Raw genomic sequence first — 26,472 nt, forward strand, 5'->3', positions numbered from 1 at the left:
CGTCGTCCGGCGCGTGTCTTGCGGGTGGCGCCAGGCTGCCCGACGGCACGCGACGCGTGGCCGCCGCCCCGGGGCGTGTCCCTGGCGCGGATGGCGGGGGGGCCGGCGGACGCCATGACCAAGACCTTCCTGTTCGACCTCGACATGACCCTCGTCGACACGTCCGCCCTCGCGACGCTGCGCAAGACCCAGCAGTGGCACCTCGTGGCCGCCAACATGCACCTGGTCAGGGCGTTCCGCGCGCTTCCCGGGGGCGTCGCGCCCCACGAGATGCCCGCGGCCCTGTCGATGGCGGGGCACCGCGTCGGGATCGTCACGTCCTCCCCGCGCCCCTACGCCGAGGAGATCACGAGGCTGTTCCGCATCCCCTACGACGTGCTGGTCTGCTACGAGGACACCGCGGACCATAAGCCCGACCCCGCCCCCCTCCTGGAGGCGCTCAGTCGGCTCGGGGTCGCGGCGGGGGCGGACGTCCACTACGTCGGCGACGACGTGGGCGATGTGGAGGCATCGTACCATGCGGGGATCGTGTCCGTCGGGGTGGGGTGGAGCCCGACGTCGCCCTTCGAGTTCTCGTCGGCCGCCCCCGACATCTTCGTCGGCAGGCCGTCGACCCTCCTGAGGACCGACCGGCTCGGGAGCCTGCCCTACGTCGGCGAGAGCCTCGCGGCGGGCCGGCCGTACTACGGCCATTGGGGGTCCATCCTACGATGCGACGACGGCCCGGGGGTCTATGCGCTGGGTCGGTACTTCACGACTTCCGACCCGAGGCACGCCGGGAGCCGGCTGTCCGAGGCCGTGCTGAGGCTGAAGGAGGACGATGGGCCCGCCGAGGCGCTCGGCCGCGCCCTCGGCAAGGCGGTCGACCGCCTGGACTGGACCCCCGACATCGTCGTTCCAGTTCCCCCCAAGCCCTCCCAGGCGCGCAACAGGTTCGCCGCGCTGCTCGGCGTCGCCGCGCAGCACATGCCGGACGAGGTGGAGGTCGAGCGCGACGGGCTGCGCTGCACGCGGGAGGTGGAGGGTTACAAGGCGCTCGGTCCCCTCGAACGGCGCGAGGCGGTCAAGGGCGCATTCGAGTCCGAGTTCACCTGGGGGCGAGCCAAGATCCTGCTCGTCGACGACGTCTATACGACGGGCGGCACGACCGCCGCGTGCGCGGAGGCGTTGCTCGGCGACGGCGCCTCGGAGGTCCGCATCATGGCCCTGGCCAAGGACCAGCGCACGTTCGCGAGGAAGGTCTGCCCGGCATGCGGCCGTACGATGCGCGTCAGGATCAGCGGCGTCGGGGTCAAGTTCTGGGGTTGTTCCGGGTACCCGGACGCGTGCCGCAACACCGAGGACCTGTGAGGACGGTCGAGCGCGTCCCCGGGCCCCTGGACTTTCGGCGATCCCGGCGCGGGCGGTCGGTCCGTCGGGTCCCGACCTCCCTGGGCGGCCTCGTGGTCAGCCGCCACAGGCTGGACGTGGGTGCGGGCGTCATGCGGGGGAGGAAGCCGCATGATCGCGGTGAAGAAGGCCTGCCCGAGGGCCATGCGAAGCGCTCGCGGCTCATCGGCGGGCGCATCGTGGGCGGCGCCGCGGCCGGTCGCGGGGTTTGTCCACAGGTTTGAGCGCAGCCGGGAAGGCCCCTCAGCCGCCCGCTCATCGGTTTGTGTTCGGCGACCCGGGATTCATCTCCCGCCCCGGAGTTGCGTTCGGGCGGCCCTCAAGAAGCCTCGCAAGGCCCTTCGACTGTGCCTCGGCCGCCTCGGGCAGCATGGGCCATGCGCTCGGTGAAGTTGCTACCGCCTCGGGCTTTTCTCGCGAGCGAACGGCAGTGAGCATGGCGTCGGAGCCGCCTGGACCTGTCGCCGGCCCGGAGACGATCGCGATGCCCGACCGAAGTGAAGAATGCGATGGTCACATGCCCGGCACGGGAAGCGACCTGTCGAGGATGTTCGCCCTCGACCGACAGGGAGCGTTCCCGCACACTGGCGATGACCGCGCGCGACCGCAAGGCGATCCGGAGCAGTGCCGGCAGGCGTTCGATCTGGCGTTCAGTCGTGAAGACGCGGATCCCGCCGCGGTCCATCCCGTCGACCTGAACGCGTCACTGCTAGAGACGTTCGGCCCCGACGGGGTGCTCGGCATCCGCGAATTCGTCGACCGCCACGCACGGCTCATGGCGAGCCGGTCGCGCCGCATCGAACGGTTCCCCCGGCCGGATCCCGATCCGCGTGCATACGAGGCGGCGGGTGCCTTCGCCGGCCGGTGCCACCGCCTGCGGCTCCTCTCGGTCGAGGCCGGCCCAGGCGGGGAGCCGCGCCACCGGCTGATCGACCGGGAGATGTCGTTCGCGCTCCAGGGCCGCCGCGCGGTCCGGATCCGCGGTCTGACGCAACAGGAGCAGGCCCGCAAGATTCGCGGCGAGCGAGCCCAGGCCCGACGGGCGGAGACGCTCGACCGGAAGGCGCGGGAGGTCGCCACGCCGGTCATCGGACGGCTCGTCGACGCGCTGGTCCGGCATGATCGCGACCACGTCGTGCCGCCGGCCTGGCACGACGACGGGTACCTGCCACGCGAACTCGTCGGGCGGCGCATCGCCGAGGCGGCCGCCTTCATCGTCGAGTACCATCACGTGGCCGGTTTCGACCGGGCCCGGCTCGCGCGGTGGCAGGCGACCCTGACCGGTCGGGTCCGGCAAGCCCCCAGGCCGAGGCTCCTGACGGCGGGCGCCGCGGCGATCGCGTCGGATGACGAGGCCGCGCTCCTCGGCCTGGTGCGGACCGACGAGGCGTGATGACATCGCCGCGAAGGCCGAACATGAGCGCGAATGACAACCGCTGGCCTGAGTTCGAGGACCGAACATGCGCGGTCGACCTGGCGCGGCGGATGGCTGAGGCGGATGAACGCTTGCGCGTCGCGCCGCGTGACATGCCGACGTTGCAGCGCCGCCTTGAGTACGTTCTCCGGGCCTTCGAGACCGATGACCTGGCGGTGGTGTGCCGCGCGGCCGATGGTACGCCGACCGGGGCCAACCTGACGGAACATGGCTTCGATCTCGCCGCGAGGTTGAGCCGGGGCGACATGGCGCTGTTCCCCGCGATGGGCAGGGTGAAGGCGGTGAGGCCCTGGAACCGGTGTCGGCTCCGCACCGTCCGCGAGCGATCCAATGATTTCGGGCCACCGCGAGACGGCCCGGCGAGGGTGGTGGCGACCGCGCCGTCGCACTATCGGCTAGCGGACGTCGAGGGATCCGAGACGGTCGTTCTCATCGACCCGATCGAGACCTGGCAGTCTCACCCGGCCCAACTCTCGTACGGGCGTAAAGTGGCGACCGTTCGATCGGCCTGGGAAGTCTTCTCGATCGAAGGCCGTTCCCACGGTTTGCTTTTTGAGACGTCGAACGGATACGAGGGCATCGACGCTAGCGGCGGGCATCGCGCCGAGGACACGCTCCCGGGCGCCGTTTGGCAGATCAGCGTCAACTACTGACAACCGAGTTGGGCGACGCAGCGATTTCTTGGAGCGGAGAGGCGGCATCGCACCTGCGCATGCCCGGATCTGGCCGCGTCGACAGCGCGGGATCCGTGTGGCGCATGCCCCTTCGCCAGGCCTCATTTGCCCTCGCCTTTCCTGCCGGACGGGGTTGGCTGCGCGGGGTCTCAACCTTGCGGATTGCCGGCGACGCGTTTCGGCTCGCCGGTATGCATAGCGTGGCGCGAAATAAGCGCCCCTTGAGATCGGAATAAACGACCCTTGAGCCCTGTGCGCTCTTCGAGAGCGACCGCGCCAGTCATCGACGGCCGCGAATAAGCTGCCCCGAACGCGAACGGGGCCATGCGGCCTCACGCCCTACGGAGCGATCTGCAAAGCCTGGAAGGGCGCGCCCCCCTACTTATCCAGAACCCGCACCACCAAGCTCCGCGACCAAACATCTAGCCCAGGCGGAATCCCCTCCGCCGCCTGGGCTAGATCGTCTCAGCCGACGAGCGAACTGGCTTCTCGCCCGCCCCGCCGCGGGGCCGGATCGTCCCTGTCTTCGGACGGCTCGACGTCGGAGACATCGCCCGTGATTGCGCTGCGCAGCAGAGCAACGAGCCGCCGCCGATTGATCAGGAACAGGAGGCCGGCCAGCCCAAGGTAAGTCCAAGCCAGCCAAGTCAGCGTCGTGATCGTGCGCGCCTCGTCGTTGCGGTAGACGAAGGCCAGCCCGACCTGAACGGCGAACAGACCAGCCAACGTTAGCGCGGACACCAACCCGAAGCGCAGGCGCAGCAGGAGCGCGATGCCGAGCAGCGACTGGGCCGCCGTCAGGAAGAACTCCTCGTTCTGGCGCGTATCGAGTGGCAGGGGGCTCGTCGCGCCCGCACCAATGCTCAGGGCGAGCGGCAGCATGCCGACGAGCAGGGTCCACTGGTTGATCTTGTCGCTGATCATCGCGATCAGCCCGTCACCGGCACGGTTGGCACGCACGAACAAAACCGCCACCGTTATCGCCGGGGCCTCGCTGGCCAGGGGGGCCAGCCACTGGATCAGCAGGAACTCGTTGAGCCCAATCGCCCGGCCCGTGTTGACCATGGCCTCGGCGAAGGGCTCGGCTGAAACCAGGATCACGCCACTCGCCGTCGCCACAAGTCCGGCCATTGCCGCCCATTGCAGGCCCGGAGACAGTGTGTCGAGCGCCGCGGCTGGTCCCGGCTCCTCGGCTTCCTCCGGATTGTCGCTCTTCTGCATGCTGCGCACGCGCCAGACATAGGTTCCGAAAATCGCGAGAAGCACGACGAAGTCGACGAGCGAGATGGCGCGCTTGAGGACGATCACGAAGGCGTAGAGGCTGGCAACCAATAGGAACCCGACCTCGACGGCGTTGCCGGGCGCGAGGCCGATCGAGCGGTGGCGGTCCTTCATCCAGTGCAGCCCGACCATCAGCGGCCAGGCCAGGCCGACGAGCAACCGATTCGCGCCCGTCATGTTGGCGGCCGCGTACTGCGCGTACCGCGAGTCCGGGCCGGAAGCGCCAGCCATGTAGGCATAGTAGATGTCGACGGCGTATTCCGGCAGCACGGTCACCAGCGCCACTGCTGCAAGGATGAGGCCTTGGGAGACGTACTGCTCGGCCGTCTCAGCGCCCCAGGACAGCAAAAAGCCAGCGGCCAGGATGGCGATGCCGAATGCGGCGACATCGACAAAGGGGCTCAACCGCCAGCCCCCGAAGCGGAGGATGACGGCCGGAAGGGTTGCCGCGACAGCGACGGCAACCAGCATCAGAAAGCGCTTCACGCGGGATCCTTCGCATCATGCTTCGGCCTGCCCGCCTGTCCATGCCTCAGCCCCGAGCGCCCGTCCCGGGCTCGAAGGTGGCAACACGGTAGAGATAGAGCACGAGCGCCAGGATCAACACGCCATTGCCGATCGGCTCGACGAAACGGCCCACCAGGAGGTAGTTCTCGCCAAGCCAGTATCCGGCCGCCGTCAGCAGCCCGGTCCAGACGATCGTGCCCAGGGTCGAGCAGACCAGAAAGGGCGTGAGCGGCATTGCGGCAACCCCGGCCGGCACCGAGATGAGGCTGCGCACGCCCGGGACGACGCGACCGATCAGAACGGTCACGCCACCGCGTCGGGCGAACCAGGCGCCGACCCGGTCGACCTCCGCCGGGCTCAGGGTCAGCCAACGACCATGCCGGGCGGCGAAGCGTCTCAGGCGCTCGCGCCCCAGCCAGCGCCCCACGCCGTACCAGATCAGCGCTCCGGAGAGCGATCCGGCCGAGCCGGCGAGGAACACGCCGACGAGGCTGAGTTCGCCGCGTGCCGCGGCAAAGCCTGCCAACGGCATGATAAGCTCGGAGGGGATCGGCGGGAAGATGTTGTCGACCAGCATCAGCAGGAAGACGCCGAAGGAGCCGGTCTGCTCGATCGCAATCACAATCCAGTCGACCAGCGCAATCTCCCCTCAAGCGGCACCGAGCCGCGGCCTTCACCGCCGCGGTTCACGTCGGGAACGCGCCGAGTAGGCGCGGGTTCATACCGGGGCGCCAAAGCGAAGCCCGCATCGTGCCAGCGCGACGATGCAGCGAGCAGGTATCGGGAGAACGAGACGCGCTGATGCATCATCCACCCCACACGGCACCGGTCGCGCTCACAGGCGGCACAGAGTTGCTGCAGCCAAGCTTGACCTGCTGGCGTATCGAGCGGACAGCGCGTTTTGCCCCGATCATCGATGCTGCCGCATACTTCGCTCATCTGCGCAGCGCTCTCTTGGGCGCCCGCCATGCGATCCTGTTCATCGGCTGGGAGTTCGATACTCGCATCAAGCTCGATCCCGATCACCCGCTGCCGGGCTTGCCGGAGGAGCTTGGGCCGTTCCTGGCGGAACTCGGTCGGCGCAGGCCAGAGCTCAGCATTCGGGTGCTGCAGTGGAATTTGGGGCTCCTTGGCACCCTGGCGCGCGGAACTACGCCACTCTACCTCCTGAATTGGATGCGCGCTCGCGGCTTCCAGTTCCGACTCGACAGCGCCCACCCGCCGGGGGCCTCGCATCACCAAAAGATCGTGGTGATCGACGATGCGCTCGCCTTCTGCGGCGGCATCGACATGACAGACGACCGCTGGGATACCCGCGCCCACGATGATCATGATGGACGGAGGGTGCGCCCGTCAGGGCGACCCTACGCGCCGTTCCACGATGCCACGGTCGCGGTAGACGGCGCGGCTGCCGCGGCCCTGGGTACCCTCGCTCGCGAGCGCTGGCGGCATGCCACCGGCGAGCGGATCGCGCCGCCCGGTCCGCCCGTGCAAGATCCTTGGCCTGATGGGTTGACGCCGCTTCTGCGCGACGTGGCGGTCGGAATCGCTCGGACCGCGCCTGCCTATCATAGCCGCCCTGGCGTGCATGAGATCGAGCAACTCTACCTCGCCGCCATCACAGCCGCTCGGCACACGATCTACATAGAGAGCCAATACTTCGCCGCACGCTGCGTCGCCGAGGCCGTTGCTGCCCGCCTACAGGAGCCGGATGGAGCCGAGATCGTTGTCATCAACCCAGCTCGCGCCGTCGGTTGGCTTGAGGAAAAGGCGATGGGGCGGGGCCGAAGCCGCGTCCTGGCACACATCCGCTCCGCGGATCGCTATGGGCGCTTCCGCATCTACCGTCCCGTGACGGCGAACGGGCAGCCGATCTACGTGCATGCAAAGGTGATGATCGTCGACGACCGGGTGCTGAAGATCGGCTCATCCAACCTGAACAACCGCTCGATGGGTCTGGATACGGAATGTGATTTGGCCGTCGAAGCCGCGTCCGATCAAGGAACCGATCGAGCGGTCGCGGCGGGAATCCGCGGCTTGCGGAACGCTCTTCTAGGCGAGCATCTCGGCGTTCCGCCGGATGAGGTCGCAAGATCGCATTCCCGCACGGGCTCGCTCATCACCACGATCGAGGCCCTGCGCCGGGAGGCGGGGCGTACCCTGGTCCCGCTCGACGCATCAGCTGTTGAGGTCGTGAAGCCGTTGAGCGACGGTGAGCTTCTTGACCCCGAGCGGCCCGAGCCGGTCTGGCGGGCTGCGATGCACGCCTTGGCCGCCAAGCGCCACCGTGTAGCCGATCCCGCAGCATTCCTTGAATGGTGACGGGGGTGCGGTCATGATTTCCAAACATATCGGAGTAATAGGCCATATTCTCTCCTATAAATGTTATTTCTCTGCTGATTCTTCAGACAAGATTTGTTGATTGATGAACCAAACTTTGAATTATCACTTTCTTGTGCAGTCTGATAGATTTGGTCCGATGCTTTTCCATGGTAGACCACGCCAAAATGTATATTTTTTCTAATTTCGGTGACGATATGAAAAAATCTGAAGGCCTATAGCAAACAAAAATTCGCCATCAAAGGATAGATATATTAGTTGTTGAGATTCAATATCCTATGTGCCGCTTCTCGCGAAGGCCTGATATGAGAGCCTGGTATTTTGTTCTTTGCGCGCCTGGTTCAGGGATCGGAGAGGCCGACGCAGCCTCTAACCTCGAAACGGTCCGGAAGCCGTATGGCGGCGAGAACGTGAGGGGCATGCGGCTCGGTCCCAATAACGGAGCGGCAAGCGCGGCGGATACGGCTGACGACCCATGAACGAAGTCACGTTCACCTTTCCATCATGCACGAGCTGCGCGAATACAAACTGAAGCCTCGATCACGTAGGCTTCAAATCGATGGGGACCAATTCATGGGCGGCGCAGATAGTGTTCTATGAAACGTTGCGGAGGCCGTGGGCGAAGGGGATGGGTGACCGATGAATACGCTCGTAGTCGGCGGCGCCCCTTCTTGGTTGACAGCCGCGGTCGATCTAAGCTGTCACCATCGGACTGTGATGGTCGCCGGCGGCGCCGATAGCCTGGTTAGATGCTGCAGTCGGCGGCATGCCGACTGCAACACCACGCTCTCTCTTTTGATCCAGCCGACGGAACCGATGGTCGCTCGCCACGGATCGACGACTTCGAGTTCCAGCGAAATGAGTTCCTTCGACCGAATCGGTCGCGGCGGGCGCGTGCCTGGCGATCCCCAGGTGTGGCCGCATGGAGCGCCGCGTCCGGATCGAGCCGCCGGACGCGGCCGATCTCGCGCGCGCCGTACCGTGGCCGCCGTGTACCTGTGCCCGACGGCAGCCTATCCGGTTCGCCATCGAGTTCGCCTGGGTGAAAGGACTTCGCTCCCAGGATGGACCGGCCCCAGGCGGGTCGGATACCCGGGGCGGGTGTGTCGATCGGGCCGACGCTAAGGCTGTCGTCCAAACCGATCACGCGCTTGAGGATACCGAGCGACAGCTGGGTCTTGCGAAGGATGTCCGCGACGGTCGTGCCAAACGCCATGTGGTAGGTCTCGACGCGCTCTCTCATGCGAGTCTTGATATTGCGCGGCAGGGTATGGGGCGGCATCGATACGCAGTGTAAAAAGCGCAGCAATCCCATCCGCTGCGGCATCCGTCGGGCGGAAACATCGATGCGAGGAAGACGATCATCGGCTCGGGTGCAAGCCTGAACCAGGCATCGTGAAATCTCTAACGGCCGGAGCTGCTGCCTCTGGCCGCCCTGTTGCACTTGCGCCGCGACCGCACTGCTTCGTAACTGTTCGAGAACCGACGGAAGACGCCATGTCCCGAATTGCCCTTTCCATCGCGCTGCCAATCATGGTTGGCCTCGCCACGGCTCAGACGGGCGCGATCGCCCGAATTGCGGCGCCGGCGGCTATCCCTTCGAGCGGCGTGCAATTGGCCCACGGCACGACCGGCCACAGAGAGCGCGATTACGAAGGGCTGCCGGCCGCCAAGGTCTCTCTGGTCGAAGCCCTGGAGATTGCCGAGGGCGAGGGGCCTGGCCGCGCTATCATGGCCGAGTTCGAGGGCGGGATTGGCAAGCCTTGCTACGAGGTCAAGCTGCTCAGCGACGATGGCAAGCTCACCCATCATCGTGTCGACGCTAATTCCGGTCAGGTGACCAAAAGCGACGATCATCCGATCGAAAGCTATTTCACTTCATTGAAACCGTCTAACCTGCGAGATGTCGATTTGAGCTTAAGGCAAGCGGCCGTCATCGCTGCGAAAACTGGCGACAAGGTCGCGGAAGCTCAAATCGAACGCGAGGATGACGGCGTGCAATACAAAATCACGGTGGTGACTAACGGCGAGGGGCACGAGGTCAAGGTCGGGGCTGACGGAAGGATCATACCGAGCAGGTAGGACTGGCCCGGCCCCGGAGGAGCCCCACGTCCGCCCCGGCTGCATCGACTCCGCCGTCCATCGAACCGGTTCCTCGCATGCGCCGCTACGCCTCGGGATCGCCCTTGGTTCCGGACGTCTCAGGGGCGAAGCGAGCGCGGGTGTTTGCGTTGTTCTGAAAGACACGAAGCCGCCGCCAAGTGATCGGGAACGGGGGACTGGCCAGCCCGAGAGGTGTCCGAGACAGCATCGTGATCGTGCGCACCCCGTCGCCGCGGCGGACGACGACAGTACGACATGCGTCGCAGGCGTCTTGTCGAGATCGTGAGCCTCGGCCGCTCGCCCGAATGGGCTGATGCCTGCACTGATCGCGATCTTTCCGCCGATTGAGTCCTGCAGGCGCGAGACCGCGGTGGCGAGATCGTGGTCAACGCGGATCTCGACTGCCCATCCCAACCGGGGCCGGGGATCTATGAGATGATCGCGACGACCCGGCGTCGATTGATCTGTCGGGTCGTCGGTTCGAGTTCGAAGACAGGTCCGACGACGTCGCACGGGTAGGTCGACGATCGTTGCCAACCGTCGGTGGCGGCTCAGCTGCGGACGTCCTGGTTTGCCTGCGTTGTGGGCGGCAATGCGGTCGCGCGCAGTCCGCCGGATGCTTGCACAAGCAACGGGGCCAGCGTCGGAACGTTATCTCTCGCGCTTGCACCGGATCGAGGAGGGGTGGCTTTCACCAATCGTTAACCATGCCGACGATCAATTGTCCGCGAGGGGCCTCAGTGCACAAGCGGGTTTGATGCATCGATGGGTGAGGTCACGGGGCGCGATCTGGCGATCGGGGGCATGCGGGTGCAGGCAGCGCGCTTGCGAGTCATTATGGAGAATCTCGCTAACGCAGAATCGACGGCGGCCACGCCGGGAGGCGACCCCTATCGACGCAGGCATGTCCTGTTCGAACCCGTCGGCGAGGATCCGTCCCCAAGGCTGCGCGTCGCCGCCAACACGTCGGCCTTTCCGCTCAGGCGGATGGCCGACCACCCTGCCGCGGACGCCGCGGGCTTGGTGAAGTTGCCCAATGTGAACAGCGTTGCGGAAACCATGGATCTCCGCAACGCCATCGGCGCCTACCAAAAGAACCTGGACGTGGTCTCCGCCTTCGAGCGGATCGAGCAAGCGACGATCGACGTCCTGAAAGCTTAGATAGATGTGAGTCGGAGCCGAAGGGCGCCCTCCCTCGGGAGAGCCAACATCCTCGAAGACCGAAGGAATCTCGATTCGAAGTGAGGCCCCGGTCGGCGCCGGTCAGGACCCTGCGGCCTTCCCGATCTTGGCAGAGGAACCAACGGGCCAACTCGGTTCTGGTTGGGAGCCGCTTCCAAGCCGACCGGCAGCTCGACGCTCCCAATCGGCAGGTGCGGCGACAGGGGCCGGACGCGCGGGCCTAACAGCGAAAGGTCGCCCCTGCGTGGCCTGCGTCGACCGGCTGCCGCCCCCCGCCGAGGCGTGGCATCGGGTCTACGAACCGTTCACGGATGTGCGGGCCGCTTTGGGAAGGCGGGTAGGGTTCGTCGACGAGCGCGACCGGCTGTGACCCGAGGAGACCCGACAGGTTTTCCGGGCCCGGGCAGCGCTCGTGACAAGGACGCAGCGAGGGCCGATGCTTGGGCGGACGGAATCGGCCTCGGTCAGCTCCGCCGCGATGATCCGCCGCCCGCCTCGCTGGCCGGTCACGCGAGTTGCGGTTATGTCGCGGGGCCGGAGTCCTAGCCCAGCGGTCGAGAACGGACGTTCGGGCGCCAAGGCCCGTCGGTTCGGTGGCTTGGCCCTGCCAAGCCCGACGCGGACCGCGGCGCGGTGCACGATGGCTGGTTAAGGAGTTCTTGATATGTTCCGTGGCAGGCACGCATGTCGGGATCGATTCGGGGTCGGCTGAGATGGCACGCATAACGCTCGACGGCTTCATCGAGGCGTTCGCCGCCTACCTGATAAAGCGTGGGCGCAACATGGTCAGGTTGAACGATCCCGACGTCCGGGACGGCCTATACCGCGTCTACCTGTTCCTCGATGGGTTCGCCGGCGTGGACGGGGCCGCGGACAAGGATCTGAGGCGCTCGATCGTGAACATCAGGAACGTCTTCAGGCCCAGTCCGATCGGCTCGTTCGATCGTTTCGAGACGCTGCTGCGCGCCAAGCAGGTGTACCTGACGGACCATCCCAACCCGTACTATCAGGACATCGTGATCAAGTTGCCGGCCGAGATGGCCGACCGGATCGTCGCCGGCCTTGACGACGCCACGTCTGATCTCGCCCGGGACAGCGTCGACCGATACCTGGCTGCCGGATGACGTGACGGGCATGGGCGTCAGGCGGATCAAGGAGAGGCTAGACGCGGCGACCGGTTTCTGGCCGGCCCTGCACGGCGCCCTCGACGCCCTCGGCTTCGACGGAGGTTACGTGGAGCGGCTGACCGCGCCGCCGCACGGCGGCCGTCGCAAGTACGTCAAGGATTCGGTCTGGGGCATGATGGACTTCGAGCCGCACGAGCTCGCCATCATCGACTCCCCGCTGCTCCAGCGGCTGCGGCGGATATCCCAGCTCGGCCTGACGTTCCTGACCTATCCCTCGGCCGAGCACAGCCGGTTCTCGCACACGCTGGGCGTCACGCACGTCCTGAAGCGGCTGGTCGCATCCATCAGCGACGCCGCGCGCAGGGAGCCGATCCTGCGGGCCGGCAACGATGAGTACCAGCTCTATGACCCGTCGGCGGACGGTGCTGTCGCACGGAGCCTCGCCCACGCCGCACTGCTCCATGACGTCGGTCACCTCGCGTTCTCGCACGCGGGGGAGACGGCCTTCTCCGCCGGGGCGGGCCTCCTGGTCGGCGGGATGGAGCTGGAGGACTTCATCGCTTGCTTCAGGGAGGAGGGGTTCGAGTCGGGCCTCTCCGAGTGCCTGTCGATCGCCGTCTGCCTGTCGCCCCGCTTCCGGGCGTTCTACGGGCGCGTGCTCGGCGCCGACGACGTCGATGGCCGGCTGCGCGAGATCTGCTGCTTCATCGGCGGCGTGCCGCACGACCCCCGGTACCCCGGCCTGGCCAACCTCATCTCCGGGGCCGCCGTCGACGCCGACAAGATCGACTACCTGAACCGCGACGCCCGCCAATGCGGCATCCCGGTGGGCGTCGACGTGTCACGCGTGTTCCTGAACTCGGCCTTGGTCCGGATCTCGCAGGACCAGGCACTCGCCCTGAGCCGGTCGCGCATCGGCCAGACCGGAGGCGGCCGGTTCTCCGCCGGCGTGCACTTCATCGTCAACTCGTCGGGGATCGACACCTACGACGAGCTCGCCAACGCCAAGGCGGTCCTTTACCAGCGCGTCTACCTGCACCAGCTCACGCGCAACGCCGAGCAGGTCCTGTCCGAGGCCGTCCACGGGGCGATCCGCGATGCGCCCGCGACCGCCGGTCCGGACCCCAGGGACATCTTCACGTGGTTCGGGTACGGCGACGACGAGTTGCTGGCGCGCCTGTCGCGCGAGCGGGGCTCGCGCCAGATCGCCGCCCGGCTGGTCACCCGGGATCTGCCGAAGCGGGCGTTCGTGATCTACCGGGACGCCTGCGAGCCGTTCGTGAGCCTGCGCGACGTGTTCGACGCGGGCGAGTGGGACGTGCACGACGCCCGGGGCGCGCTGGCCGACCTCGAACTGGTCTACCGACGCGCCACGTGCTGGCGCCTGTTCGACCAGCTCGTGCCGGTCGACCCGGTCGAGAGGCCGCGGCGGCTGGCGGAGCTGCGGGACCTGATCCGCCGCGAGGCCATCGCGGTCCGACGCAGCGTCGACCCGGGCTTCGTACCCCCGGCGCCCAACGCGGCCGAGCCCTACGTCGGCCTGTCGCCGCGCTTCGAGCTCAAGCCGATCAACGAGGTGCTCGTCCGCGAGAAGAACTCGATCGGCCACAGCGGCCAGTGGACGAAGTCCGAGGAGCTGTCCAACGCGGACAATCTCGGGCGCGGCGTCGACCACGTCCACGCGGACCGCGAATGGCTCCCCTACGTCGCGGTCGCGTGCACGAAGGTGCTCTACGACCTGCACGCGGGGACCATGGCGTCGTCGATCCCCGACGGGGCGGCAACGGGCGACGGCTCCGCCCGGGAGGGCTTCCCCGTCCGACCGCGCCTGCTTCTGCGCCTGGAAGAGGTCTGCTCGCGCACGGGCGTCGACCACGGCAGGCTGCTCGACGACATGGCGACGGCCGCCCGCGCCGGCTATTTCGGGGCCGCCGAGCGGATCGTGCCGCTCGACGGGGGGTTGCTGCCGCGGTGCGGCACCGTCGCGGCGCGCTACGCCACGTTCCGGGGGGAGGGGGGCTGGCAGGTCAGCCCGGGATCGGTGGCTGCCTTCGTCCGCCAGTTCCCGGTCGGCCTGCGTCCGGAGATGCTGTCCCTGCTGGCGGAAGGGACGATCATCACCCGCGGCGCGGTCGGGCAAGCCTTCGATCGGATGACCGCCGCGTCGCGGGCCCGGGGTGAGGGTGGAATCGTCTTCGCCCGCTTCTCGCCGAACAGCGGCAACGTGACCGGCATCGCGCTGGAGCAGGAGCGCCGGGACACCTATCTCGGCGCCGGCCACGGCTTTGTCCGAAATCTGGCCGAGCTTGAGGTCCGCCTGGCGGGTGGTCCGGCCGACTGCGTCGCCTTCGTCGACGACCAGTTCGCCAGCGGCGGCCAGGCCAGCGCCCAGATCCTGCACTGGGCCGGCGTCCCGCGCGAGCGATGGCCCGCCGCGATCCAGGGCGAGCGCAACATCGACATGAGCGCCCCCGGCGACCGGACGCTGGAGCTGCTGCGGTCCGGCAGGGTCAGGCTGATGTTCGTGCACGGCACCGAGTCCGGGCGTACCCGCGTCGTCGAGACCGCGCGGTCCGCGGGCTTCGCCGACCTCGACGTCGTCTTCGACCGACTGATCCCGGCGAGCCCGATCCTGTCGGGACCGTTGCGGGAATTCCTCGCCGAGGTGGGTCGTGGCCTGTTGCGGGCCATCAGGCACGGCGACGCTCCGGTCGACGCCGCGGCGGACGCGGCGCTCGCGGCCGACGCGGTCGGCTACGGCGGCATCGGCAGCGTCATGGTCACGCCCACCAGCGCCCCCTCGCACGCGATCACCGCGCTGTGGTGTCCCGGCGCCTATGCCGGGCAACCCTGGCTCCCCCTGTTCCTCAGGCGCGGGTACCGGAAGCACCTCGTCTTCGGGTAGGCGGCGCCATCCGGCGGTCCCGGGCGTGTCGGCGAGTTCCGTCGTCTCGGTCCGGGCGGACCGAAGTCCCGAGCACGAGCCCGGCCCACGTCGTCGGCCCCGGCGCGGAAGCCGACGCGCTCGACGCTCCGGTCGCGGGTCCAAGTCCGACTCCAACCCACCTTGTCCCCGGAGCCGGGAGCGGGGGCCCGGAGTGGTCATGGCCAAAGCGGGCTCTCGCCTGGCCGCGCCGCGCTTTGATGACGCGTCCGTTCACGCGGCGTGCGGCCGCCTGGATGATCCGGATCGCATCGTCCTCTGCCGAGGATCGTCCTGACATCGTGGCGCCTTATCAACGGGTGAAGCCGACCTCTCGTCGCTACGCCCTCGCGCGACGCCGCGAGCGCCGATGCTGTCTGTGGCCCCGTCACGGTTGTGATCCTGCCACACCGCCCGCGGCGACGGGGTCCGTGTCCCTGATCCCCATTACGGTCGCGGCTTCGCCCTAGGCGAACTTGGGGTGCGCGACCGGTGCGGGCGGCATGACGCTTCGCGCTCGCCGGGCCGCGGGATCTCCCTCCTCCAGCCGAGCGAAGTCGCCGCCAATTCGAGCCCGACGATCCACGAGGAGCGATGCCGTGACGCTGCCGTTACGTATCTCCACCCCGTCGCCGAATGGACGTCACGAGGATGGCGAGGGGTCGTGCTATTGCGACCTCGTCGAGATCAACGATTGGGGCGCATTCGAGATCGTCGAGGCGCTTTCCGGAGAGTTGGCGACGCTTCTGCGACAGAAATCCACGAGCGCCTATCTGGTCCGCACGCATGGCGACATGGAGGTCGGTCCGCCCTTCTGCCATCCCGACGCTGACGATGAGCCGATGTACTGCGCGGTGGACCATCTCGGGAGAATCGAGCGCGATCCCGCGGCGAACGAGGCGCTGTGGCGTTGCGCGAACGCCGCCGTGGAACTTCCCGGGGGGGCACCGGCTCGCCGAGCCCGCCAGAGATCGAGTAACGGACTCGGCGGCGCGCGCGCTCGCGCACGATCGATCCCCCGTTCTCGACGCCGTGGCGGAAAGTGCGGACGGCCTTCGAACGCCCGGCCGAACGAGATCGCGGGCCCGCCGTCGTTCGGGACCATGGCGGACGGCACGACCGAGGGGCGGCGAAACGCTGCCGCTGCGTGTGGGCCCCACGCCGCTGTCGCCGTCGAGACCGGGGTATCCGTCGCCGTCCAGGCGTCGTCGTGGGTCCAAGCCGGATCGGCCGGTCGGCCACGGATGCCACGCCGCGAGCCACGCCAGACATCGACGTTTCGTCAACCAATGGATCGACTACCCGACCCCGCTCAGGCGTCCGTTAAGCCGGGCCGCCGCATCGTGCCGAAGGAAGGATGTCCGGGAGGCGAACATGCAGATGGAGTCGGTCGGGGGCGGGGTTGTCATGGATCCCAGGCCTGGGACCCTGCCGCATTTCGACCTGTTCGCGCGAACGCTCGGTGACATCGACTCGCCGGAAACGATGGCGTGGTGGTCGGATCCCGATTGGAGGGGGCACGTCGCCCTCGCGGTGATCACGGAGCGTGGGAGCGCACGCATCGCCTCCTCCAGTGTGATCCTGGGCGGGGGCAGGCAGGCGGCGCCGACCGCGGGCTCCGGCGATGCCGGAGATAGGCGCGCCTTCCTGAGACGCGAGGTCGAACGTCAGCGCTCGGCGTCGAGATCCGCGATAGACCGTGCCCTGGCGGGATTGGCATTCCGCCCCGACGGGGCGACGTTCCACGTGACGAGTGCTTTTGCACTGCGTACGGTGAAGGCGCATCTCGACGTCGGAAGCGGATGGGCGGGCGGCACAGTTCGTCTGGGGCGGGAGACAGCCCTTCGGGCGGGTGGCGGGGCAGCCTCGCGCAGCGTGCCGGGGGTGGGGGATGGCCACGCATGCGGCGCGAGGGCGGTCGACGCGCTCGCCGACGATCTCGCCACTTGGCTCGAACGCCAGTACTTCCACGACGACTGGAACCCCGACGATACAAGTCAGGCGGCACTGTCCCACGCCCTGGCTGTCATGGTCGCCGCTCACAACGGCGAGATCAGCGACTCCTTGGCGATCGGCCGTGCCGGAAGCCTCCCGGCGCCAAGGTCGTCGGCGGGAGGGGAGACCGGGGCTCAATCGCGGCTGTCCGATCACCACGCAACCGGCCGTGCGGTCACGCCGCTCGAACCCCTGGCATAGGCTCGACGCCCCCCCCAGATAGTGCGACTCACGATCGTCGGGCCGACCGGGCCTCCGAGCCCGCGTCGGTCCAGGGTAGCCGTGGGGCCGTCAGCCACCCCGCGAATGTCGCGATGCGCGGCGCTCGCGGCGTTTCGGACGCTTTCGGGCGTGCTGTCGCGGAGCAGGTCGCCGCAGCCGCCGAGATCAAGGAAGGGATGGACCCGACGGAACCGCCTCTCGGTCCGCTTCATCGCGCAACGATTCGGCCTCGGCGAGGTACTTAGCCCTGATCTGCTCCTCCTGGTGTTCGATGCGCTGAATCCCGACCAAGTGCCCGCAAACCTGGAAGACCAGCTTTTCGATTTCGTTTTCAGGCGAATTTCGGCGCAGCAGCGGACCGAGCGGCTCAGGGGCGGCCAGCAGCCCCTGATGCGTTGGCACCGTCCCGCGAATCAGTTCCTGCCACGCCTCGGGCAGCATCGTTAGTTTGCCCTCGGCTTTCCTCTTGAGCTCATCGGTGAGCCACTTCTCGTTCCTCGTCGGTGTATTGGCGACGAGCCTCGCAAGCTCGGCGAGCCGTTCGTCTCGCTGGGTCACGCGCAGCTCGTCCATGTAGCCGGCATGATCGTTTGCGTAGGCGGTCGCGAGCCCCCGCGCATGGTTGAACGCGGCGTCGATCGCCGGCGGCCGCCTCCTGGGATTGTGGCGCAGCACCACATCGCGGCTGCCGTCCTCGGACCGAAGTACGGTGAACATGACCGTTTGGGAGTGCGGCCGCAGGTAAGGCCTATCCGTCAATGTGTAGGGCAGCGAATCCAAGGGGACGACGCTCACCCACACCTCGTCGCCGAACGCGGCCGCGACGTGGCGCGTCCCGAAAGGAGTTTCGTGTATCTCGACATTCGCGACGCATGTTTCTGTGGCGATGGGCATGGGAACCTCCTGTGTGTCGCAGCGAGGTTCGCGGTTGATCATGCAAGGGACAAACGTCAGGGCGGCGCAAGCGCCATGCAGCTTCAGAGTTTAGCTGCTGACGCCGCGGACGCCTGATGCGTCATTGTCGGGCGCGATCACCGAGCCAGACGGATTGGCCGGGGAGATACGTCGGCTCGACCAGGCGCAACTTCTCTCGCGTGGTCCTGCGGCCGGCGCTGCACCGAGGTGAGCACCTCGACGCGCTCTTGCGCGCACGCCTCGGCAAAACTGAGAGTGCTTCGGGTCATTCTTGGCGATTATGCAAATGCTCCGAAGGGATCGGAGCATCGTGGGGCATATTGCGTGAGTGTAGATGGATGCGACAACCTAAGGGTAACTGATAGATTCGGGCCAACGGCGGAATTGTTCGGTCAGACACACTTTGTCACGATCGCGAGGATCTGGAGACAAACCCGCGATCTATCTTGATCGTCGCGCTTTCGACCGACGCCGAATATGCCAAGGATTACCCCCTGGAGACGGCCGAGGAGGATCGACGCCTCGGCAAAACGGCTCAGAAATACCGAGCCCTGCCGTGCTCGGCCACCCAGCTATCGTAGTCTTCGAGAGCCAGACCGCGTCCGTTTATCCGAACTTTCGAACGTCTCCAGACAATCCGCAGCCGACACGGAGTTTTAGATGATGAAACAAACTGTCGAGTACTTGACGGCCGCATTCATGTTCGTCGCGACAGTATCGAGTGCGACCGCCGCCCTCGCATTCGAGCGTGGCGGCCATGGCGGTGGTCCGGACTGGGGTCGGGCAGGCGACCATGGTTCGCCTCCCGGCGGCGATCGCGCATTCCGAGGGGGTAGTCACGGGTCTGCGAGATTTGGCCTCCATCGCGGTCCTCGCTCCAACACGTTCCTGCCGGCCGTCCCGTTCGCAGGAGGGCGGCAACACCGGCCGCGCCCTCACTAGGACGAACAGACGGTCGGCTACATTCGAGGCGACCGCCGTCTGTCTCGCCTCCGGAACCTGGCGTTCGCGGCAGGTCCAGTTCGTGGGCGAGGTGGGATCGGCCAGTCCGCGCCGTCCTGCAGCATTATGTTCCGTCGCCGCGATGACTACGATCACTTGCCGGATTATATCTTCCGATAAGGCGGTCCAATATGTCACGCCTGTTTGCCGAGACGTGTATTCACCGGTTGATCGTATTGGTGTCGAGCGTCCTGGGGCCGACGACACCGACGGCACTCGCGGTCGGTAGGCAACGAGGGTGACAGTTCGAGCGGAAGCGTCTTCCCCGTCGCTCGCGCGTCACGCTTCATTTTACAAGATGTGGAGAGTCGATGCAGCATGCGGATATTGTGCTTACTGACGCTATGCGATGGCTGCGTTGGTTGCCGGGCTGGGCGCAGAGTGTCGCTCTTGTTCTCGGATGTTTTGTTGTTGTGCTGCCACTTCATCAGTTCGCGTATCGCTTCCTGACACGAGCGTCTCAAGACCGAGGCCTGTTCTGGCGCTCACTCGTTCGACGGACGCAAGGTCCCACCCGTCTCTGCCTCATCATCGTCGCTGTTGGTGCCGCTTCCGCCGTCGCACCGGTGTCCCGGGAGGTCCGGGTCTTGGTGAACCATCTTCTGCTCGTTGGTTTCGTTGCGCTCGCCGGTTGGTGCTGCTGCATCGCGATCCACATCGCTACCGTCATTTACCTGCGGCGATTCAAACTCGACGCTGAAGACAACCTTCTCGCGCGCAAGCACTTCACCCAGGTGCGCCTCCTCGAACGCGCGGCCGTGACGCTCGTGGCGTTGATTACGGTCGCCGTGTGCCTGATGACGTTCGAGCCCGTGCGGCAATACGGCGTAAGCCTTCTGGCCTCGGCGGGAGCCGCGGGCCTGATCCTCGGTCTAGCGATGCAGCCGGTACTCTCGAACCTCGTTGCCGGAATCCAAATCGCGATAACGCAGCCTATCAAGATCGAAGATGCGGTCATCGTTGAGAACGAATGGGGTTGGGTCGAGGAAATCAACTCGACGTACGTGGTTGTTAGGCTTTGGGATTGGCGTCGGCTTGTCGTGCCACTGACATATTTTATTCAAAAGCCATTCCAGAACTGGACGCGCGAGGGTTCGTCGCTCATCGGAAGCGCTTTCCTCTACGTCGACCACACCGCGCCAATCCCAGCCATGCGGAAAAAGCTTGCAGAGATCGCCGCGCAATCAAATCTCTGGGACGGAAAGGTCGTGAATCTCCAGGTCTCAGACGTGCGAGAGAACGTGATTGAAATTCGAATGCTGATGAGCGCTCGCAATGCTTCGCAGGCCTGGGATCTGCGATGTGAAGTCCGGGAGAAGATGGTCGGCTTCCTGCAGGCCGAGCTGCCCAGCGCGCTGCCGCGGTATAGGACGGAATGGCTCCGAATCGATCGTGACCGTCCAACACAGTCAGCAGGCTGCGCCCCGGCACAGTAGTTCGGCGTCGGCGCACTTCACCAACACGCCGCGAACGCTCATCATCTCGTCAATCATCGGGGGCTCTAGGTTTGAGGCAGGTGCTCGCAGCCGAACCTTACCCGGCATTCGCCGATGCCCCCCACCCCCGCGAGCTACACGACCACCCGTGACACGACGGAAGTTCGGATGGGAGCACCGCCGATTCCCATGCTTGGCTTATGTAGCCAACGGACCGGCCAGCCTGCGCTTTGAGGAACGACCACGATCCCGACGCCATATTGACCTTGAGTTGTGCATCAGCCGGTTTAACTTGATCGTCCCCGGCCATGAAACCTCTCGATCCGGTGTTAGATGCATGGGATCGCATGCGCGCCAGCCGCTTCCGTCGCTGTCTGGATTTGAAGAGTGATTGAAGCTGTCGGAACGGAGCACTTATGGCTATCTTGGATCATGCATCCGGTCTACCTTGCCTTGAAGGAACGTGAGATCAATCGCTGGCCGGGCATGCGCTGGACACGATCATAGCACCGCGCCCCTAAGAGCCCGTCCGGTAAGGGTCTGAAGCGGGGTTGAGTGGCCGGGATGGCGATGCTTCCAGGGGGGTGCTGAAGCCTGACTTGGAAGCGCCATGTGGACCCCGACCACCCGGCGGCAGCATAGCCGCGTGGGCCTTCGCTATGAAACCGAACTGACCGACGCCGAGTGGGCGGTGATCGCGCCACTGATGCCGAGGCCGGCGCCCTGTGGTCGGCCTCCGCTCTGGACGACACGGGAGGTCCTGAACGCCATCTTCTACGTTCTGAGAGGTGGGATCTCTTGGCGGATGATCCCCAAGGATCTGCCGCCGCGCTCGACCACGTTCGGCTACGGTGCCTATCGCTGCATCGGCAGCGACGGCCATCGGTTCGATGGGAAGCCGGTCTGCACCAACCGGCCCGTCCGCAGCGATCGCCTTAAGCGCGCTGTCTGGACCGAGGTCGAGGCCATCTTGAACGATCCCGCGCGGGTGGCCCACGAATACCAGCAACGCTTAGCTGCGGTGAGCGCCAGGGTGGGCAGTGCCGCGGACTTGGGCGAGGCGGAGCGCCGGATCGCCACACTCCGGCGCGGGATCGGTCGGCTCATCGACGGTTATGCTGAGGGCGTGATCGAACGGAGCGAGTTCGAGCCGCGCATCGCCGATCTGAGGGGGTCGGGTGGCGCAACTGGAGGAGCAGCGCGAGGAGATCCGGGCTGCGAGCGAAGCCGAGCGCGAACTGACCTTGATTGTTGGCCAGTTGGAGCTCTTCTCCGCTCGCGTGCGCGAGAGCCTCAACGTTCTGGACTGGACGGCCAAGCGCGATGTTCTTCGTCTCATGGTTCGGCGCATCGAGATCGATGATGGCCACATCGAGATCGTCTTCCGCGTGCCACCACCCCCGAGCGGGCCGGATCAGGCCGACGCTCGCAGAGGGCAACGTTGTACAGCGGACCGTTGAGAGGTTCTTCGCCTGGATCAGCCGCAATCGACGCCTCTGGAAGGATCCGGAAGCGACACTCGCCTCCGCACGAGCCTTCCTCTACGCCGCAGCCGTCATGATCCTCGTCAGGCGCCTCGCCCGATCAGCCTGACTTCTCGGACGGACTCTAAGGAGCCGGATGGCCGCCGCGGTACAACTTCGTGCGCCTTGCCGCGGGGTCTGACGCGCCGGGGCAATTTATTCTGATCATATTCGTGGGATGGGTAGCTTTTTCCGCGGGACGGGGGTGTGTAATTTAAACAGGGTTTTGCCTAACCCCTTTTTGGCATTGGGAATTTGTCAGCCGCCGGGGGCAGTTTTTTCCAACTCCCTACACCGCCGCCTCCTCGCCGACCCGCGCACGGTGGTGAGCCGCGCCCGGACCCACGACAACGCCGCGCATCTCGCGCCCGATTTCCTCCAGCAGGTGGTCGGGCGCTACGCCGGCACGCGGCTCGGCCGGCAGGAACTCGACGGCGAACTCATCGCCGACCGGGACGACGCCCTGTGGACGCGCGCCGCCCTGGAGGCGGACCGGATCGCCGCCGCCCCCGATCTCGGCCGGATCGTCGTGGCGGTGGACCCGCCCGCCGCCTCGGGCGCGCGCTCGGATGCCTGCGGGATCGTGGCGGCCGGGCGCGCCGGCGGGCACGCCTACGTGCTGGCCGACGCGAGCCTCGCCCGCGCCACCCCGCAGGCCTGGGCGGCCGCGGCGCTGGCGCTCTACCACCGGCTCCGGGCGGACGCCCTCGTGGTCGAGGTCAACCAGGGCGGCGAGATGGCCGCCGCCGTGCTGGGCCAGTGCGACCCGGCCGTGCCGGTCACCCGCGTCCACGCCACGCGGGGCAAGTACCTGCGCGCCGAGCCGGTCTCGCTGCTCTACGCCCGCGGGCTGGTCCACCATGTCGGCGCCTTCCCGGCGCTGGAGGACGAGCTGTGCGATTTCGGGCCGGACGGGCTGTCCGGCGGGGCGTCGCCCGACCGCCTCGACGCCCTGGTCTGGGCGCTCACGCACCTGATGCTGGAGCCCCGGGCCGCGCCGCGGATCCGGCGGCTCTGACGGGGAGGGCCCGAAACAATTCGGCGCGCTTCGGGAGAAGCGCGCCGGAGTCGGTTCGTGGTCTCTGGAACGAACTGCATGCTGTATACACAATGTCGTGCGCCAAATCTGTAGCGATCAGGCCACGGCACGCGGTCCTGTGCTGGGAATCCCCACCGTAATTCTCCTTATTGCGCGGCGGCGACGGGCAGATTGAGCGGCGGATTTGTCGGGATGATCCGCGCCGTCCTTCCGGGGCGCCGCGGGCGGACCCTCAATCCTGACCGGTCATCGGTGCCCGACGCCGGCACATCGGCGTGCCTGGCCGCCGGGAGCCCGATCGAGCGCCCGGTCGCCCCCGCCGCCGCCATCGCCGCCGCCACCGCCGCAGGCGCCGCCGGCGCCCGAAGCAAAGCTGCCGGCTCCGGAGGGGCGGGAGCCCTGGGCGCGCCGCGAGCGCCGCGCGGCTCGCATCCCGCAGCGGGGGAAGGGGACGGGCGCGACGACGAAGACCGCGAGTTCGAGGGCCTGCCTCCCGTCCATCGGAGCCGCCGTCGGTTCGTCGGTCCGGACGTTCCAGCACGGGCGGGTGCCGGGGCCGTCACGGGGGCGCCGTCAGGCTCCGCAGGGCCGCCCGGACGTCGGCGAGGGCGCCGACCAGGGCGTAGCAGGCGAAGTCGTGCGCGCCGGCGGCGGCCTTCGCCAGCCGGAAGCGGCAGCTGAGGCGGTTCGCCCCGGCCTCGGGGGCGATCGCGAATGCGGGCCGCGGCGCGTCGGGCTCCTGCTCCGGCGGGCCCGGCGCCCAGACCGCGAGGGCGTGCGAGCCCTCCGGCGTCGCCAGGATCACGGGGTCCGGCCGCTCCCCCGCTCCGGGGTCGAGGGGCGCGATCCCGCCGGTGGCCGGGTCGAAGCGCCAGGCCGCGGAGAAGTCCGCCGGCACGGCGGCGGCGAGGGGTTCGAGGCGGAGCGCCGCCGCGGGCTCGGCCAGCACGAAGCTCGTCTGCACCTCCACGGCGTTGCCGAGGCCCGGCAGGCCGAGGGCGACCCGCTTGCGCAGGATCGGGGCCGGGATCGCGGGGCTCGCGGGCGCGGTCGGGCAGTCCGAGGGGAGCTCGTCGGCCGGGTCGGCGGCGCCGTCCCAGGCCATGCGGGTCTCGGTCTCGGCCCAGCTCCGGCCGGTGCGCAGGGCGCGGAGCCGGCGGGCCGCCGGCGCGCCGGTCCCGTCCTGCGGGGTGCCGGCCTCGCTCGCACGGCGGCAGCCCGCGCCTGACCCGACCTCCGCCCGCGCCTGCAGGGCGTCGCCGGGCTCGGTGTCGGCGAGGAAGGTGACGCCGTCCCAGGTCAGCGTGTCCACCGCCCCGGCGACCCGCCGGGACAGGCGCAGGCTGATCTCGGACCGGCCGAAGGGGTGCGCCAGGATCAGCGTCCCGTCGGGCTCCGGCCACAGGGGCACGGGGGCGGGCGCATCCGCCGCCCGGGCCGGCGCGGCGAGGAGCGCCGCGACGAGGCCGCCGAGACGGGCGGCGCGGGCGCGCGCCCGGAACCGCGCCTGGGGCCGTGTGGGGATCCGGGGCTGCATCGCGTGACCATAGCTCAGGAACGGACCGGCATGTCGACCCTCCTCGAACGCCTGGCGCGGGTGGCGCGCCGCGCCGTCGGCGGCCCGGCCCTCGCCACCAAGGCCGCCGCGGCCCCGGCCTTCGCCCTCTACGCCGAGGGCCGGGCCAGCTGGACGCCCCGTGATCCGGCGGCGCTCGCCCGGGCCGGCTACCAGGCCAACCCGGTGGTCCACCGGGCGGTGCGGCTCGTCGCCGAGAGCGCCGCGAGCCTGCCGCTGATCGCCACCGGCCCCGGCGCCGCGCGCGCGGGCGACCTGCTGGCCCTGCTGGCGCGGCCGAACCCCCGGGAGAGCGGCCCGCACCTCCTGGAGACGCTCTACGCCGACCTCCTGCTCACCGGCACGGCCTATCTGGAGGCGGTGAGCCTCGACGGGCGGGTCGCCGCGCTCCAGGCCCTGCGGCCCGGGCGGATGCGGGCGCTGCCGGGCCCGGACGGCTGGCCGGCGGCCTACCTGTACACGGCGGGCGGGCGCAGCCGCCGGTTCGACCTCCCCGAGCCGGGCACCGCCGTGGCGCCGATCCTGGCGCTGGCGCTGTTCCACCCGGAGGACGAGACCGGCGGCCTCGCCCCGATCGCGGCGGCGGCCGCGGCCCTCGACATCCACAACGCCGCGAGCGCCTGGAACAAGGCGCTGCTCGACAACGCCGCCCGTCCGTCCGGCGCCCTCGTCTTCGCCGGGGCGACGCTGTCCGAGCCGCAATTCGACCGGCTGAAGGCGGAGCTGGAGGCGAACTACCAGGGCGCCGCCAATGCCGGCCGGCCGCTCCTGCTGGAGGGCGGCCTCGACTGGAAGCCGCTCGCGCTCTCGCCGCGGGACATGGACTTCGTGGCGGCCAAGGACGCGGCCGCCCGGGAGATCGCCCTGGCCTTCGGCGTGCCGCCGCTGCTGCTCGGCCTCCCCGGCGACAACACCCACGCCAACTACGCTGAGGCCAACCGCGCCCTCTACCGCCAGACCCTGGTCCCCCTCGCGGCCCGCACCGCCCAGGCGCTGGCCGGCTGGCTGGAGCCCGCCTTCGGCGCGATCGACCTGGAGCCGGACCTCGACCGGATCGAGGCGCTCGCCGGCGAGCGGGAATCCCTGTGGCGCCGGGTCCAGGCCGCGGACTTCCTGTCGGTGGCGGAGAAGCGGGAGGCCGTCGGCTACCCGCCCGCGATGCCGCCGGCGCCGGGCACTCCCTGAGGCGCGGGTCTCCGCGTCGGCTGCGGACGTCCCCTCACCGGCCCACCCGAGGATCCCCTATGGACGGCCACTTCTCCGGCTATGCCAGCCTGTTCGGCGTGCCCGATCTCGGCCGCGACGTGCTGGTGCCGGGCGCCTTCGCGGCGAGCCTCGCCCGCCGCGGGGCCGCGGATGTGCGGCTCCTGTTCCAGCACGACCCGGCCGAGCCGATCGGCCGCTGGCTCGCCCTGCGCGAGGACGGCCGCGGCCTGTTCGCGGAGGGCCAGCTCAACCTCGCCGTGCGGCGCGCCCGGGAGGTCGACGCCCTGATGCGCGCCGGCGGCCTCGACGGGCTCTCGATCGGTTTCCGCACGCTGCGCGCCCGGAAGGGCGCCGGCGGCGAGCGCCGGCTCCAGCAGGTCGACCTCTGGGAGATCTCGCTCGTGACCTTCCCGCTGCAGCCGGGGGCCAGGGCGCGCCCAACCCCGGTTCCGGGCCCGGGCCCGGAGGCCGACGCGATCCGCGACCTCGCCGGCCTGATCGCGCCGCCGCGCGCCGCGAGACCCGCCGCGAGACCCGCCGCGAGACCTGCCGCGAGACCTGCCACTCGGCCGCTGCCGGCCGCGCGATCCTGACTTC

The 26,472-nt window shown here is 68.2% G+C and carries 18 protein-coding genes and 3 pseudogenes; 16 read left to right on the forward strand and 5 right to left on the reverse strand.

Annotation, left to right across the window (positions count from 1 at the left end):
* Positions 1 to 114 precede the first annotated feature (114 nt).
* The 3 genes from J3A75_RS32035 (at position 115) to J3A75_RS32045 (ending at position 3,477) form a co-directional block, all read left to right on the forward strand.
* Positions 115 to 1,350, forward strand: a complete 1,236-nt coding sequence (locus tag J3A75_RS32035; RefSeq protein WP_159392783.1) for an HAD-IA family hydrolase — start codon at positions 115 to 117, stop codon at positions 1,348 to 1,350.
* A 304-nt stretch (positions 1,351 to 1,654) separates the two neighbouring features.
* Positions 1,655 to 2,782, forward strand: coding sequence for a hypothetical protein (locus J3A75_RS32040; protein ID WP_124262943.1), 1,128 nt, complete (start codon positions 1,655 to 1,657; stop codon positions 2,780 to 2,782).
* Between the two features lie 23 nt (positions 2,783 to 2,805).
* Positions 2,806 to 3,477: a hypothetical protein gene (locus J3A75_RS32045; protein ID WP_043075246.1), complete on the forward strand. Its 672-nt coding sequence runs from the start codon at positions 2,806 to 2,808 to the stop codon at positions 3,475 to 3,477.
* A gap of 486 nt (positions 3,478 to 3,963) precedes the next feature.
* Here J3A75_RS32045 and J3A75_RS32050 read toward each other — a convergent pair whose 3' ends face one another.
* Together J3A75_RS32050 and J3A75_RS32055 are read right to left on the reverse strand one after the other, a co-directional pair.
* Complete coding sequence (locus J3A75_RS32050; protein WP_083374428.1) at positions 3,964 to 5,265, reverse strand: sodium:proton exchanger; 1,302 nt, start codon at positions 5,263 to 5,265, stop codon at positions 3,964 to 3,966.
* Positions 5,266 to 5,311: 46 nt separating this feature from the next.
* Positions 5,312 to 5,908, reverse strand: coding sequence for a DedA family protein (locus J3A75_RS32055; RefSeq protein ID WP_245295840.1), 597 nt, complete (start codon positions 5,906 to 5,908; stop codon positions 5,312 to 5,314).
* 179 nt (positions 5,909 to 6,087) lie between these two features.
* Between J3A75_RS32055 and J3A75_RS32060 the strand changes: the two genes are divergently transcribed.
* Positions 6,088 to 7,608, forward strand: coding sequence for a phospholipase D-like domain-containing protein (locus J3A75_RS32060; protein WP_043075248.1), 1,521 nt, complete (start codon positions 6,088 to 6,090; stop codon positions 7,606 to 7,608).
* A 763-nt stretch (positions 7,609 to 8,371) separates the two neighbouring features.
* On the opposite strand, the gene J3A75_RS32065 is transcribed toward J3A75_RS32060, so the two are convergent.
* On the reverse strand, positions 8,372 to 8,941 hold the full coding sequence (locus tag J3A75_RS32065; RefSeq protein WP_124262942.1) for a hypothetical protein: 570 nt from the start codon (positions 8,939 to 8,941) through the stop codon (positions 8,372 to 8,374).
* 182 nt (positions 8,942 to 9,123) lie between these two features.
* Here J3A75_RS32065 and J3A75_RS32070 point away from each other — a divergent pair, with 182 nt between their 5' ends.
* The 5 genes from J3A75_RS32070 to J3A75_RS32090 all read left to right on the forward strand — a co-directional run bounded on the left by J3A75_RS32070 (position 9,124) and on the right by J3A75_RS32090 (position 17,157).
* Positions 9,124 to 9,708: a PepSY domain-containing protein gene (locus J3A75_RS32070; protein WP_052517014.1), complete on the forward strand. Its 585-nt coding sequence runs from the start codon at positions 9,124 to 9,126 to the stop codon at positions 9,706 to 9,708.
* A 786-nt stretch (positions 9,709 to 10,494) separates the two neighbouring features.
* Positions 10,495 to 10,890: a hypothetical protein gene (locus J3A75_RS32075; protein ID WP_024828371.1), complete on the forward strand. Its 396-nt coding sequence runs from the start codon at positions 10,495 to 10,497 to the stop codon at positions 10,888 to 10,890.
* Between the two features lie 692 nt (positions 10,891 to 11,582).
* Entirely contained in the window at positions 11,583 to 12,035 is a 453-nt protein-coding gene (locus J3A75_RS32080) for a hypothetical protein (protein ID WP_127992109.1), read from the forward strand.
* Positions 11,974 to 14,943, forward strand: a complete 2,970-nt coding sequence (locus J3A75_RS32085) for a hypothetical protein (protein WP_133250924.1) — start codon at positions 11,974 to 11,976, stop codon at positions 14,941 to 14,943. The genes J3A75_RS32080 and J3A75_RS32085 overlap by 62 nt, the downstream gene beginning before the upstream one ends.
* 1,392 nt (positions 14,944 to 16,335) lie before the next feature.
* Positions 16,336 to 17,157, forward strand: a complete 822-nt coding sequence (locus tag J3A75_RS32090) for a hypothetical protein (RefSeq protein ID WP_071000299.1) — start codon at positions 16,336 to 16,338, stop codon at positions 17,155 to 17,157.
* Positions 17,158 to 17,343: 186 nt separating this feature from the next.
* Here the strand turns inward: J3A75_RS32090 and J3A75_RS32095 are convergent, their stop codons facing one another.
* On the reverse strand, positions 17,344 to 18,072 hold the full coding sequence (locus tag J3A75_RS32095; RefSeq protein WP_043074887.1) for a hypothetical protein: 729 nt from the start codon (positions 18,070 to 18,072) through the stop codon (positions 17,344 to 17,346).
* Between the two features lie 1,334 nt (positions 18,073 to 19,406).
* Between J3A75_RS32095 and J3A75_RS32100 the strand changes: the two genes are divergently transcribed.
* The 5 genes and pseudogenes from J3A75_RS32100 to J3A75_RS32120 form a co-directional block, all read left to right on the forward strand.
* Complete coding sequence (locus tag J3A75_RS32100; RefSeq protein ID WP_024828366.1) at positions 19,407 to 20,531, forward strand: mechanosensitive ion channel family protein; 1,125 nt, start codon at positions 19,407 to 19,409, stop codon at positions 20,529 to 20,531.
* A 610-nt stretch (positions 20,532 to 21,141) separates the two neighbouring features.
* Positions 21,142 to 21,381 (forward strand): annotated as a pseudogene (locus J3A75_RS32105) (transposase); the annotation flags it as partial.
* 328 nt (positions 21,382 to 21,709) lie between these two features.
* Positions 21,710 to 21,991 (forward strand): hypothetical protein, encoded by a 282-nt coding sequence (locus tag J3A75_RS32110; protein WP_043074888.1) that lies wholly within the window; start codon positions 21,710 to 21,712, stop codon positions 21,989 to 21,991.
* Positions 21,987 to 22,124 (forward strand): annotated as a pseudogene (locus tag J3A75_RS32115) (IS5/IS1182 family transposase); the annotation flags it as partial. The gene J3A75_RS32110 and the pseudogene J3A75_RS32115, both read left to right, overlap by 5 nt.
* A gap of 219 nt (positions 22,125 to 22,343) precedes the next feature.
* Positions 22,344 to 23,072 (forward strand): annotated as a pseudogene (locus J3A75_RS32120) (ATP-binding protein); the annotation flags it as partial.
* Positions 23,073 to 23,652: 580 nt separating this feature from the next.
* Here the strand turns inward: J3A75_RS32120 and J3A75_RS32125 are convergent.
* Positions 23,653 to 24,630, reverse strand: a complete 978-nt coding sequence (locus tag J3A75_RS32125; protein ID WP_071000300.1) for a hypothetical protein — start codon at positions 24,628 to 24,630, stop codon at positions 23,653 to 23,655.
* Between the two features lie 30 nt (positions 24,631 to 24,660).
* On the opposite strand from J3A75_RS32125, the gene J3A75_RS32130 reads away from it, so the two are divergent.
* Entirely contained in the window at positions 24,661 to 25,854 is a 1,194-nt protein-coding gene (locus J3A75_RS32130; protein WP_012321873.1) for a phage portal protein, read from the forward strand.
* 59 nt (positions 25,855 to 25,913) lie between these two features.
* Positions 25,914 to 26,468, forward strand: a complete 555-nt coding sequence (locus tag J3A75_RS32135; RefSeq protein WP_209650905.1) for an HK97 family phage prohead protease — start codon at positions 25,914 to 25,916, stop codon at positions 26,466 to 26,468.
* The last annotated feature ends 4 nt before the right edge of the window (positions 26,469 to 26,472 follow it).

Origin of the sequence: Methylobacterium sp. PvP105 (genome assembly GCF_017876975.1) — a bacterium.
Taxonomy (GTDB): Bacteria; Pseudomonadota; Alphaproteobacteria; order Rhizobiales; family Beijerinckiaceae; genus Methylobacterium; species Methylobacterium radiotolerans.